The organism is Variovorax sp. AB1(2024) (assembly GCF_037482385.2).
In the GTDB taxonomy this organism is placed as follows: Bacteria; Pseudomonadota; Gammaproteobacteria; order Burkholderiales; family Burkholderiaceae_C; genus Variovorax.
This window is the reverse complement of the sequence record NZ_JBBHKP020000001.1, coordinates 3,010,516-3,022,232: the sequence shown is the minus strand read 5'-3', so window position 1 is coordinate 3,022,232 and position 11,717 is coordinate 3,010,516. Positions and strand designations below refer to the sequence as shown.

At 66.6% G+C, this 11,717-nt stretch carries 10 protein-coding genes; 1 reads left to right on the top strand and 9 read right to left on the bottom strand.

Annotation, left to right across the window (positions count from 1 at the left end; genetic code table 11):
• Nucleotides 1-31 precede the first annotated feature (31 nt).
• From WIX39_RS14035 to WIX39_RS14025, 3 genes are read right to left on the bottom strand one after another with little or no spacing between them, the layout of a single operon-like run.
• The gene (locus WIX39_RS14035; RefSeq protein ID WP_409195240.1) at nucleotides 32-1,348 is read right to left on the bottom strand and encodes an efflux RND transporter periplasmic adaptor subunit; all 1,317 of its coding nucleotides are present in this window, start codon (nucleotides 1,346-1,348) and stop codon (nucleotides 32-34) included.
• 38 nt (nucleotides 1,349-1,386) lie between these two features.
• Complete coding sequence (locus WIX39_RS14030) at nucleotides 1,387-2,859, bottom strand: efflux transporter outer membrane subunit (RefSeq protein WP_409195239.1); 1,473 nt, start codon at nucleotides 2,857-2,859, stop codon at nucleotides 1,387-1,389.
• Nucleotides 2,852-3,388: a MarR family winged helix-turn-helix transcriptional regulator gene (locus tag WIX39_RS14025; RefSeq protein WP_285412467.1), complete on the bottom strand. Its 537-nt coding sequence runs from the start codon at nucleotides 3,386-3,388 to the stop codon at nucleotides 2,852-2,854. Before WIX39_RS14025 ends, WIX39_RS14030 begins: the two co-directional genes overlap by 8 nt.
• A gap of 76 nt (nucleotides 3,389-3,464) precedes the next feature.
• Here WIX39_RS14025 and WIX39_RS14020 point away from each other — a divergent pair, with 76 nt between their 5' ends.
• Nucleotides 3,465-5,249: an ABC transporter transmembrane domain-containing protein gene (locus tag WIX39_RS14020; protein ID WP_106934976.1), complete on the top strand. Its 1,785-nt coding sequence runs from the start codon at nucleotides 3,465-3,467 to the stop codon at nucleotides 5,247-5,249.
• 15 nt (nucleotides 5,250-5,264) lie between these two features.
• Here the strand turns inward: WIX39_RS14020 and WIX39_RS14015 are convergent, their stop codons facing one another.
• From WIX39_RS14015 to nuoL, 6 genes are read right to left on the bottom strand one after another with little or no spacing between them, the layout of a single operon-like run.
• Entirely contained in the window at nucleotides 5,265-5,717 is a 453-nt protein-coding gene (locus tag WIX39_RS14015; protein ID WP_106934977.1) for a DUF1178 family protein, read from the bottom strand.
• A gap of 7 nt (nucleotides 5,718-5,724) precedes the next feature.
• The gene (locus WIX39_RS14010; protein WP_106934978.1) at nucleotides 5,725-6,336 is read right to left on the bottom strand and encodes an NUDIX domain-containing protein; all 612 of its coding nucleotides are present in this window, start codon (nucleotides 6,334-6,336) and stop codon (nucleotides 5,725-5,727) included.
• A 7-nt stretch (nucleotides 6,337-6,343) separates the two neighbouring features.
• Nucleotides 6,344-6,649 carry a DUF2818 family protein gene (locus tag WIX39_RS14005; protein WP_106934979.1) on the bottom strand — a complete coding sequence of 102 codons (306 nt, stop codon included), beginning with the start codon at nucleotides 6,647-6,649 and terminating at the stop codon, nucleotides 6,344-6,346.
• A 15-nt stretch (nucleotides 6,650-6,664) separates the two neighbouring features.
• Nucleotides 6,665-8,152 carry an NADH-quinone oxidoreductase subunit NuoN gene (gene nuoN, locus WIX39_RS14000; RefSeq protein ID WP_106934980.1) on the bottom strand — a complete coding sequence of 496 codons (1,488 nt, stop codon included), beginning with the start codon at nucleotides 8,150-8,152 and terminating at the stop codon, nucleotides 6,665-6,667.
• 24 nt (nucleotides 8,153-8,176) lie between these two features.
• The gene (locus WIX39_RS13995; protein ID WP_081266583.1) at nucleotides 8,177-9,655 is read right to left on the bottom strand and encodes an NADH-quinone oxidoreductase subunit M; all 1,479 of its coding nucleotides are present in this window, start codon (nucleotides 9,653-9,655) and stop codon (nucleotides 8,177-8,179) included.
• A gap of 25 nt (nucleotides 9,656-9,680) precedes the next feature.
• Nucleotides 9,681-11,711, bottom strand: coding sequence for an NADH-quinone oxidoreductase subunit L (gene nuoL, locus WIX39_RS13990; RefSeq protein ID WP_106934981.1), 2,031 nt, complete (start codon nucleotides 11,709-11,711; stop codon nucleotides 9,681-9,683).
• Nucleotides 11,712-11,717 lie beyond the last annotated feature (6 nt).

Below are 11,717 nucleotides of genomic sequence, written 5' to 3'. Positions count from 1 at the left end.
GCTGATTACCTGAAGAAGACCGCGCGGGCGATCAGCCCGGCTGGCCTTGCACGGCCACCGATGCACCGGCGGGCGCGGCCTTGGCCGGTGACGCGGCCGTGGCGGGCGCGCCGCGGCCGAGGTTGGCCGAGACGATGCGGTCCACTTCGGCGTCGGCGCCGCGGTCGAGCTGGCTGTAGACCTGCGTCTGCACCAGCGCGGCAGGGCGCGGCGCGTCGGCCAGCATCTTGCCGCTCTTGGACGAGATGTCGATCTCGGCGTCCATCGACAGGCCGATGCGCAGCGGGTTGGCCTTCAGCTGTTCCGGGTCGAGCGCGATGCGAACGGGCACGCGCTGCACCACCTTGATCCAGTTGCCGGTGGCGTTCTGCGCGGGCAGCAGCGCAAAGGCGCTGCCGGTGCCCACGCCCAGGCCGGCCACCTTGCCGGTGTACTCGACCTTCTTGCCGTAGACGTCGGCGGTGAGCTTCACGGGCTGGTCGATGCGGATGTTGCGAAGCTGCACTTCCTTGAAGTTGGCGTCGACCCACAGCTGGTTGAGCGGCACGATCGACATCATCGGCGTGCCTGCGGCCACGCGCTGGCCGAGCTGCACGGTGCGCTTGGCGACGTAGCCGTCAACCGGCGCGGGCATGGCCACGCGCTGCGTGGCGAGGTAGGCCTCGCGCACCTTGGCGGCGGCGGCCAGCACGCTGGGGTGCTGGGCCACGCTGGTGCCTTCGGTCAGCGACTGGTTGCTGACCAGCGCTTCCTTGGCGGCGACCACGCCGGCCTGCGCCGCTGCGAGCTGGCTCCTGGCGGTGTCAAGCTGCGTCTCGGCGTGGTTGAGTTCTTCCTTCGACACGGCGCCGTTGCCCGACAGCGCGCGGCGGCGCTGCAGGTCGTCCTGCGCCTTGGCGACGTCGCTCTGCGCCTTCACGATGTCGGACTGGCGCAGCGTGACCTGCGCGGCCAGCGAGCCGTTGTTGGCGTACAGCGTGCGTACCTGGCGCACGGCCTGCGCGAGCGCGGCCTCGGCCTGCTCGAGCGCCACCTTGGCGTCGGCCGGGTCGAGCTGCACCAGCGGCTGGCCGGCCTTCACGAAGTCGGTGTCGTCGGCGTTGATGGCCATGACGGTGCCGCCGATCTGCGGGGTGATCTGGATCACGTTGCCCGACACGTAGGCGTTGTCGGTGTCCTCGTAGTGGCTGGCGACCAGCCATTCGTAGAGGCCCCAGCCGCCGCCGGCGACGATGACCACCGCGGCAAGCGCGGTGAGTGCGCGGCGGCGCTTGCCGTTGCTGACGGGCGCCTCCGCAGCGGCGGGAGCTGCGGCTGCAGCGGGCGTCGGAGTGTTGTTATCGCTCATGATGAAGTTCTTTCCGAAGACGAATGAATCAGGTCTGTTCAGTTCTGCGCGGCCGGGGCTGCAGCCGTGGTTGTGGAGGGCGGCTGCCAGCCGCCACCCAGCGCGCGGGCCAGCGCCACCTGCGTGTCGAGCGCGCGCGCGGCGAGGTCGACCGCCAGGCGGCGTTGCTGCAGCACGGAGGTTTCCGCAGTCAGCACGTTGAGGTAGTTGCCGAGGCCCGCGCGGTAGCGCTGCACGGCGATGTCGTAGGCGCCTTCGGCCGCGGTCTGCGCGGCGCGCTGTTCGGCCTGCTGGCGTGCGATCGACTGCGCGCTCGTCACCTGGTCGGCGGCGTCGCGCACCGCGTCGATCACGGCGGCGTTGTAGCTTTCGATGGCCACGTCGAGGTCGGCCGACTTGCCGCGCAGGTTGGCGCGCAGCTTTCCGCCTTCGAAGATCGGCAGGCTGATGGCGGGGCCCACGCCCCACTGCTCGCTGCCCGACTTCAGCAGCTTGCCGAAGCCCAGCGCCTGGAAGCCGGCAAACGCCGTCAGGTTGACGTTGGGATAGAACAGCGTCTTGGCATTGGCCACGTCGCTGGTGGCGGCCTCCACGCGCCACCGAGCGGCGGCGATGTCGGCGCGGCGGCCCAGCAGGTCGGCCGGAATGTTCGCCTGCAGCGCAATGGGCTTGACCTCGCCCAGCAACGGCGGCTTGAGCGATTGCGACACGTTGGGCTGGGCCACGAGCGCGTCGAGCGCATGCTGCTGCAGCGCGATCTGCTCGTTGAGCGATTCGATCTGCTGGCGGGCTTCGGGCAGGCCGCCTTCGCTCTGGCGCAGTTCGAGGCTGGTGTCGAGGCCGGCGGAGACGCGGTCGCGCACGAGCCGGAGCGTTTCGTCGCGTTGCGCCAGGGTGCGCCTGGCCACGGTGAGCTGGTCGTTCAGGCGGGCCCACTGGAAGTAGCTACGCGCCACGTTGCTCGCGAGCAGCACGCGGGCCGCGTCGGCATCGGCGGCGGCGGCGTTGGCAGCGCCGATGGCGGTGTCGAGCGCGCTGCGGTTCTTGCCGAAGAAGTCGAGCTCCCAGCTCGCACCGAGCTGCAGCAGGCCGATGTTCTGGATCGAGCCGCCCAGCGGTGCCGGGTAGATGTAGTTGCTGTTGAACTTCTGGCGGTTCAGGTCGAGCTCGCCGTTGACCTTGGGCTTGAGGGCGGCGCCAGCGATGTCGGCGGAAGCCTGCGCACGTGCGAGGCGGGCCTGCGCGACCTGCAGGTTGGGGTTGCCGGCCACGGCCTGGTCGATGAGCGTGTTGAGCTGCGGATCGCCGAAGGCGAGCCACCACTGGCTGTCGAGGCGGGAAACCGGCACCGCGGCGCTGTCGGGGGCGATGCCCAGCGACGACGCGTCGCGCAACCTGGCCTGCGAGCCGATGCCGGCCATGTCGGCGCAGCCTGCCAATGCGACCACCAGCAGTGCGGCAGCCACGACGGGAGTGCGACGCAACGCGCGCACGGCGAGGGAATCAGTCATTTTTATCTCCACGGGCTGCGAGAGCCTGTGCGTTGTCGAGGATGCGGCGCAGGTAACCCTTGAGCTGCTCCCATTCCTCGGTTGTGAAACCTGCGAGATGTTCGTTCTGCACGCGGCTGAGCACGTACGGCACTTCCTTGGCGGCGGCACGGCCTTCGTCGGTGAGTTCGATGTTGACGACGCGGCGGTCTTCCAGCGACCTCACGCGGCGGCAGAGGCCCTTGGCTTCGAGGCGGTCGAGCAGGCGCGTCATGGCGCCGGTGTCGAGCTCGCAGGCGCGGGCCAGTTCGGCCACGGTGGTGGCGGCGCCGACGTGCAACTTGTACAGCGGCACCCATTGCGGATAGGTCGGCCCGCCGGGCTCGCACATGCGGGTTTCCACTGCCTGCCCTACTGCCGTCACGATGCGGCGCATCAAATAGCCGATGCTGTCTTCGGTCAAGTACGTCTCCGCTCGGTAGAAAACAGGCGGGCGACGCTCTGCGTCGGCGGAGGCCGGCGCGGCTTCTGGGGTGTTTGCATCGCTCATGCCCAAAATATTAGCTGCCGAGGCAATTATTGTCAAGGCCGCCTTTGTAGGGGCAAGGGTTCGGTAGAATCGCCCCATGGCTTCTACCCCTCCGTCTTCCATGGCCAAGGGCTCGCCCCGGTCGCTGTCGGGCCTGAGCCCTTTTCTTCGCCCCTACCGGGTCCAGATCGTCCTGGCGGGGGTGTTTCTGGTGATGGCGGCGGTCACTACGCTGGCTTTCCCTATCGCCTTGCGTAGTCTGATTGACGGAGGCTTCGTCAACCCCGACAAGGGCGCGCAGACGATGGCGCTGCGCGACCACTTCGGCGCCCTCTTCGCCGTGGCCGTGGCGCTGGGTCTTTTCTCCGCCGCGCGCTTCTACACGGTGAGCTGGCTGGGCGAGCGCGTCACCGCGGACATCCGCAACGCGGTCTACGGGCACGTGCTGAAGCAGAGCCCGGCGTTCTTCGAGACCACGCAGACCGGCGAGGTGCTGTCGCGCCTCACGGCGGACACCACGCTGGTCCAGACGGTCGTCGGCTCCTCGCTCAGCATGGGCTTGCGCAACGCGGTCATGGGCGTGGGCGCGCTGGCGGTGCTGGTCTGGACCAATCCCTATGTGATGGTGCAGGTGCTGGGCATCCTGGTTCTGGTGGTGCTGCCGAGCATGTGGTTCGGCCGCCGCGTGCGCAAGCTGTCGCGCGCCAGCCAGGACCGCGTGGCCGATTCGAGCGCCATCGCCGCCGAGGTGCTGAACGCGATTCCTGTGGTGCAGAGCTACACGGCCGAGGACCGCGAAGCCTCGCGCTTCAACGGCTCGACCGAAAACGCCTTCCGCACCGCGGTGCGCCGCACCAAGGCGCGCTCCGTGCTGGTGGCGTTCATCATCATCGCCACCTCGGCAGCGCTGCTCTGGGGCCTGTACCAGGGCACGCAGGCGGTGCTGCGCGGCGACATCACGGCCGGCCACCTGGGCCAGACGGTCGTGTACGTCGCCATTCTTGCCAGCGCCACCGCGGTGCTCGGCGAGGTCTACGGCGACCTGCTGCGCGCAGCCGGCGCCACCGAGCGCCTGATGGAGCTGCTGCACGCGCCCGCCGCCATCGTCTCCCCGGCCAACCCGGCGGTCACGCCGGTGCCTGCCGCCGGCAGCGCCATCCGCTTCGACGCGGTGACCTTCCATTACCCCTCGCGGCCGGGCACGCCGGCGCTGCGCGACTTCAGCCTCGACATCGCGCCGGGCGAAACAGTGGCGCTGGTCGGCTCGAGCGGCGCCGGCAAGAGCACGGTGTTCCAGCTGCTGCTGCGCTATTACGACCCGCAATCCGGCCGGCTGGTGCTCGACGGCGCGCCGCTGACTTCGCTCGCCCTGCCCGACCTGCGCACCCGCATCGGCCTGGTTCCGCAGGATGCGGTGATCTTCTCGGCCAGCGCTTTCGAGAATATCCGCTATGGCCGCCCCGAGGCCACCGCCGAAGAAGTGCACGCGGCCGCCCGCGCCGCCTTCGCCCACGACTTCCTGCAGGCGCTGCCCGAGGGCTACGACACTTTCCTCGGCGAGCGCGGCGTGCGCCTGTCGGGCGGGCAGCGTCAGCGCATCGCGATCGCGCGGGCCATGCTCAAGAATCCGCCGCTGCTGCTGCTCGACGAAGCCACGAGCGCGCTCGACGCGGAGAGCGAGCGCATGGTGCAAGCCGCGCTCGAGTCGGCCATGGAAGGCCGCACGACGCTGGTGATCGCGCACAGGCTGGCAACGGTGCAGAAGGCCGACCGCATCATCGTGCTGGACCACGGCGGCATCGTCGAACAGGGAACGCACGCCACGCTGGTGGCACAAGGCGGCGTGTATGCGCGCCTCGCGGCGCTGCAGTTCACGGCCTGAGCAGGCTGCTTGCTGCTACTGCAGCGTTTCCTTCAGCGCGGCGGGAATCGGCAGCGCCATCACCGGGATGCCCTCGTCGAGCAGCGCTTCGGTCTGCTCGGGCGTCGCCTGCCCGCGGATGCCGCGCTCGCGGGTTTCGCCGTAGTGCATCTTGCGGGCCTCGTCGGCAAAGCGCTCGCCGACGTCTTCGGTCTTGGCCAACACCTCGCGCACGGCGCGCATCCAGCGGGCTTCGGGCGAGAGGTCGGCGGGGGCGTTCGGGCCGACAGCCGCGGGCGCCGCGGCTTCCGGCGCCTTGGCATTGCCCAGGTTCAGGCGCGGCGCGCTCAGCAGCTTGACGATGGCGGTGTCGCCGCAGACCGGGCATTCGACCAGCCCGCTCGCCAGTTGGCTGTCGAAGGCTTCGTTGGACGCGAACCAGCCTTCGAAGCCATGGCCGTGTGCGCAGCGGAGATCGAGAACCTTCATGCGCGGATTATCCCGCGCCGCCTTGGGAGCCCAGGGCCGTCCAGTCCAGTGCCCATGCGCCCGAAATGACGTTCTGCAGCCACAGGGTGCAGGTCAGCGTCTTGGCATCGGTGACGGTGCCGTCGCGGCACCAGCCGGCCAGATCTTCGGGCGTGGCCGTGAACACGTCGAGGAACTCGCCGTGGTCGAGCTGGCGTTCGCCGAGCGAAAGGCCGCGCGCGAAATAGATGTGGATGATTTCCGTCGAGTACGCCACCGCCAGGTGCATGGCGCCCGCATGCGCCCATTCGCGCGCGGTGTAGCCCGTTTCCTCGAGCAGTTCGCGCTTGCCGCAGACGAAGGGGTCTTCGCCCGCATCGAGCTTGCCGGCCGGGAACTCGACCATCACCTGGCCGACGGGGTAGCGGAACTGGCGCTCGAGCACCACCCGGCCGTCGTCCAGCATCGGAATCACCACCACCGCGCCGGGGTGCACCACGTACTCGCGCGTGGCGGTATTGCCGTCGGGCAGGCGGATGGTGTCGCGCTTGGCCTTGAGGAAGTTGCCCTTGAAGAGGTCTTCGCTCTTCGTGAGCTCTTCCCTCAGGTGCGAATCGGAGTTGGAAGATGCAGTCGTCATGTCGTCCTCAATGCCTGTGTTTCATCAGGTAGCGCCAGGTGAACCCCGGAAAGGCGAGCACGATGAACAGCGAGCCCGTCACCGCATAGAACTCCCAGCCCTGCGCCGCGATCTGCCCTGCCCTGCGCTCGAACAGCAGCCCGATGCCACCAGCCAGAAAGTACAAGACCACCAGCTCGGCGAGCCGCACCGCGAGCGACTTGGCATTCGTCGGCAGCGGCACGACGCCGAACAGGCGGTCGTTGAAGAACGGCAGGTTGGCGGCCACGAGGGCCACCAGCAACACGACCCAGACAGACGCGGTTTGCGACACCCGAGGTCGGCCGCGTCAGTGGGCCAGCGTGGCCACGATCGCGTCGTAGCAGAGCGTCATCAGTCCGCCGGGCACGATGCCCAGGATCAGGATCAGCGCGCCGTTGATGGTGAGCACGGTGCGCACGTCGCGCGGTGCCGACACGGTGGTGGCCGTGACCGGTGCGTCGAAGTACATGACCTTGACCACGCGCAGGTAGTAGAACGCGCCGATCAGCGACATCATCACCGCGAACACCGCCAGCCCGATGTAGATGGCGTGGCCCGAGGCGATCAGCGCCTGCAGCACCGCCAGCTTGGCGTAGAACCCGACCAGCGGCGGCAAGCCTGCCAGCGAGAACATCGCGATGGCCATCACGCCTGCGTACAGCGGGCTGCGCTGGTTGAGGCCGGCGAGATCGGTGATCTCTTCGCTCTCGAAGCCTTCGCGTGCCAGCAGCAGGATGATGCCGAAGCTCGCCAGCGTGGTCAGCACGTAGGTCACGATGTAGAACATCGAGGCGCTGTAGGCGTACTGGGCGTTGTAGGTGCCCTGCTGGTCCGAGCCGGCGACCAGGCCGAGGAGCATGAAGCCCATCTGCGAGATCGTCGAATACGCCAGCATGCGCTTCAGGTTGCTCTGCGCGATGGCGGCCAGGTTGCCGACCAGCAGCGAAGCGATGGCGAGCACGGCCAGCATCTGCTGCCAGTCGATGGCCAGCGGCTGCAGCGCGTCGACCAGCAGGCGGATGATGATGGCGAAGGCAGCCAGTTCAGGCGCGGCGCCGATCAGCAGCGTGATCGCGGTCGGTGCGCCCTGGTAGACGTCGGGCACCCACATGTGGAACGGCGCAGCGCCCACCTTGAATGCCAGGCCGGCCACGATGAACACCAGGCCGAACACCAGCACCTGGTGGTTCACCTTGCCGCTCGCGATGGTCTTGAATACTTCGTTGACGTCGAGCGAGCCGGTCGCGCCGTACATCATCGACAGGCCATACAGCAGGAAACCGCTGGCCATCGCGCCGAGCACGAAGTACTTCATGGCGGCTTCGCTGGCCACCGCGTTGTCGCGGCGCAGCGCCACCAGCGCATAGCTCGACAGCGTGAGCAGTTCGAGGCCCAGGTAGATCAGCAGGAAGTTGCTGCCCGAGATCATCACGAACATGCCCAGCAGCGCGAACATGCTGATGGTGAAGAGCTCGCCGCCGCGCAGCATCTCGCGGTCGCCCGCATAGGGACGGCCGTAGACCAGCGTGACCATCAAGGCGACGGTGGCGAAGCACTTGAGCCAGTTGCCCATCGGGTCGCTGACGACCATGCCGCCGAAACCGTAGGCGGTCTTGCCGTCGTGGGCCTGGAGGCCCGACAGCACGGCGACCACGGCCAGCGTGAGCAGCGTCAGCACATAGGTGCGGGTACGGCGCGGGCTCGTGTCCGACAGGTCGACCAGTGCAATGATGCAGGTCATGACCAGCAACACGATTTCAGGGTAGATCGTGACCCAGCTGATTTTGTCAATCATCTCGTTCTCTTCTTCAGCGTGGCATCAGGAGGGCAGCTTCGAAACTGCCACGTGGCGCAGGAGCTCGGTCACCGAGGCATCCATTGCATCAGTGAAGGGCTTCGGATACAGACCCATCCACAGCACGGCAATTGCCAGCAGGGCCAGCATCAGGAATTCGCGGGCATTGATGTCCTTGAGTTCCTTGACGTGGTCGTTGCCGACCGGGCCGAGGTACACGCGCTTGTACATCCAGAGGGTGTAGGCCGCGCCGAAGATCAGTGCGGTGGCGGCGCCAAGGCCGATCCAGAAGTTGGCCTTGACGGCACCCAGGATCACCATCCACTCGCCCACGAAACCGGCGGTGCCCGGCAGGCCGCAATTGGCCATGGCGAACAGCAGCGCGAACGCGGCGAACTTGGGCATGGTGTTGACCACGCCGCCGTAGTCGGCGATCTGGCGCGAGTGCACGCGGTCGTACAGCACGCCGATGCCCAGGAACATGGCGCCCGACACGAAGCCGTGCGCAATCATCTGCACGATGCCGCCGGACACGCCCAGCTCGTTGAAGATGAAGAAGCCCAGCGTCACGAAGCCCATGTGGGCGACCGACGAATAAGCCACCAGCTTCTTCATGTCCTGCTGCACCAGCGCGACCAGGCCCACGTAGATCACCGCGATCAGCGACAGCGCGATCATGAGCCAGGCCCATTCGTGCGAGGCGTCGGGAGCGATCGGCATCGAGAAGCGCAGGAAACCGTAGGCACCCAGCTTCAGCATGATTGCGGCCAGCACGGCGGAGCCGCCGGTGGGCGCCTCGACGTGCACGTCGGGCAGCCAGGTGTGCACCGGCCACATCGGCACCTTCACGGCGAAGGCCGCGAAGAAGGCAAAGAACAGGAAGGTCTGCGCGGTCGAACCCAGCGGCAGCTTGTGCCAGGCCAGGATGTCGAAGCTGCCGCCCGACTTGTTGTACAGGAAGATCAGCGCCACCAGCATCAGCAGCGAGCCGAGCAAGGTGTACAGGAAGAACTTGAACGCCGCGTAGATCTTGTTCGGGCCGCCCCAGATACCGATGATCAGGTACATCGGGATCAGCGTGGCTTCGAAGAACACGTAGAACAGCACGCCGTCGAGCGCGGCGAACACGCCGATCATGAAGCCCGACAGGATCAGGAACGCGCCCATGTACTGGTTCACGCGTTCGGTGATCACTTCCCAGGCGGAAATGACGACGATGACCGTGATGAACGACGTCAGCAGCACCAGCCAGAGCGACAAGCCGTCGACCCCGAGGTGGTAGTTGACGTTGAAGCGCGAGATCCAGCTCGTCTTCTCGACGAACTGCATGGCGGCGGTTCCATTCTGGAAGCGCGTGAACAGCGGCACCGTGACCAGGAAGCTCACGATGGCACCGACGAGCGCGACCCAACGGACGCCCCTGGCGTGCTCGTCACGGCCAAACGCCAGCAGCACGGCGCCGAATGCGATCGGCACCCAGATGGCAAGGCTCAACAAACCCATTTTTCTTTTTCTCCAGCGCTTAGGCTCAGCGTTTGAACCAGACGAAGTACGTCATCAGGACGAAGATGCCGAGCAGCATCGCGAAGGCGTAGTGATAGATGTAGCCCGACTGCATCCAGCGCACCACACCCGAAATCCGGCCGATCACTTTCCACGAGCCGTTCACGACCGCGCCGTCGATCAGCGCCTGGTCGCCGCCCTTCCACAGGCCGGTGCCGAGGGCACGGGTGGCGCGGGCGATGACGTTCTCGTTGAACCAGTCCATGTAGTACTTGTTCTCGAGCAGGCGGTAGATCGGGCCGAAGGCACGCTTGATGGCGGCCGGCAGCGCCGGGTTGATCATGTACATGTACCAGGACAGGACCACGCCGGCCAGCGCCAGCCAGAACGGCGCCGTCGTCAGGCCGTGGATGGCCATGGCCACCGGGCCGTGGAAGCCTTCTTCCAGCTCCTTCATGGCATGGTGCTTGGCACCGTCCACGAAGATCGCGTTCTTGAAGAACTCGCCGAACAGCATCGGCTCGATCGTCATGAAGCCGATCACCACCGACGGGATGGCCAGCAGCACCAGCGGCAGCCAGACGACCCAGGGCGACTCGTGCGGCTTGTGGTCGTGGTGGCCATGGCCGTGGTCGTCGTGCGCGTGGTCGTCATGGTGCGCGTCGGGGTTCTGGTCGTAGCGTTCCTTGCCATGGAAGACTAGGAAGTACATGCGGAACGAATAGAACGCCGTGATGAACACGCCGGCCAGCACCGCGTAGTACGCGAAGTTCGCGCCCCACAGGTGGCTTTCGTGCACCGCTTCGATGATGCTGTCCTTGGAGTAGAAGCCGGCGAAGAACGGCGTGCCGATCAGCGCGAGCGAACCCAGCAGCGAGGTGATCCAGGTGATGGGCATGTACTTGCGCACGCCGCCCATCCAGCGGATGTCCTGGTTGTGGTGCATGCCGATGATCACCGAGCCGGCACCCAGGAACAGCAGCGCCTTGAAGAACGCGTGCGTCATCAGGTGGAACACCGCGACCGAATAGGCCGAGGCACCCAGCGCCACCGTCATGTAGCCGAGCTGCGACAGCGTCGAGTACGCGACCACGCGCTTGATGTCGTTCTGGATGATGCCCAGGAAGCCCATGAACAGCGCGGTGATGGCGCCGATCACGAGGATGAAGCTCAGTGCCGTGTCGCTCAGCTCGAACAGCGGCGACATGCGCGCCACCATGAAGATGCCGGCGGTCACCATGGTTGCCGCGTGGATCAGCGCCGAGATGGGCGTCGGGCCTTCCATCGAGTCGGGCAGCCACACGTGCAGCGGGAACTGCGCGCTCTTGCCCATCGCGCCGATGAACAGGCAGATGCAGATCACGGTGATGAGCATCCACTCGGTGCCCGGGAACGTGATGCCGGCCAGCGTGCCTGCCTTGGCGAAGGCTTCGGTGTAGTTCAGCGTGCCGGCGTAGGCGGCGATCAGGCCGATGCCCAGGATGAAGCCGAAGTCGCCCACGCGGTTGACCAGGAAGGCCTTCATGTTCGCGAAGATCGCGGTCGGCTTGTTGAACCAGAAACCGATCAGCAGGTACGACACCAGGCCCACTGCCTCCCAGCCGAAGAACAGCTGCAGCATGTTGTTGCTCATGACGAGCATCAGCATCGAGAAGGTGAACAGCGAGATGTACGCGAAGAAGCGGTTGTAGCCGTCGTCTTCTTCCATGTAGCCGATGGTGTAGATGTGGACCATCAGCGACACGAAGGTCACGACGCACATCATCATGGCGGTGAGGCCGTCGACCATGAAGCCGACTTCCATCTTCAGGCCGCCCACGACCATCCACTCGTAGAGGGTGGCGTTGAAGCGGGCACCGTCGACGATCACGCTCTTGAGCGTCATGGCCGAGATGATGAAGGCGACCAGCACGCCCAGGATGGTGAGCGAGTGCGTGACCTTGCGGCCGATGTGATTGCCGCCGAACTTGGTGCCGAACAGGCCGGCGATGGCTGCGCCGACCAGGGGTGCCAGGGGCACGGCCAGCAAGGTGGATGCGGAAAGGGTTGCGCTCATGTTGCT

Coding starts and splice junctions, on each gene's coding strand:
- WIX39_RS14015 (WP_106934977.1), bottom strand. CDS start 5,717: ATGAAGGTTCTCGATCTCCGCTGCGCACACGGCCATGGCTTCGAAGGC.
- WIX39_RS14025 (WP_285412467.1), bottom strand. CDS start 3,388: ATGAGCGATGCAAACACCCCAGAAGCCGCGCCGGCCTCCGCCGACGCA.
- nuoN (WP_106934980.1), bottom strand. CDS start 8,152: ATGATTGACAAAATCAGCTGGGTCACGATCTACCCTGAAATCGTGTTG.
- WIX39_RS14020 (WP_106934976.1), top strand. CDS start 3,465: ATGGCTTCTACCCCTCCGTCTTCCATGGCCAAGGGCTCGCCCCGGTCG.
- WIX39_RS14010 (WP_106934978.1), bottom strand. CDS start 6,336: ATGACGACTGCATCTTCCAACTCCGATTCGCACCTGAGGGAAGAGCTC.
- WIX39_RS14030 (WP_409195239.1), bottom strand. CDS start 2,859: ATGACTGATTCCCTCGCCGTGCGCGCGTTGCGTCGCACTCCCGTCGTG.
- WIX39_RS13995 (WP_081266583.1), bottom strand. CDS start 9,655: ATGGGTTTGTTGAGCCTTGCCATCTGGGTGCCGATCGCATTCGGCGCC.
- WIX39_RS14035 (WP_409195240.1), bottom strand. CDS start 1,348: ATGAGCGATAACAACACTCCGACGCCCGCTGCAGCCGCAGCTCCCGCC.
- nuoL (WP_106934981.1), bottom strand. CDS start 11,711: ATGAGCGCAACCCTTTCCGCATCCACCTTGCTGGCCGTGCCCCTGGCA.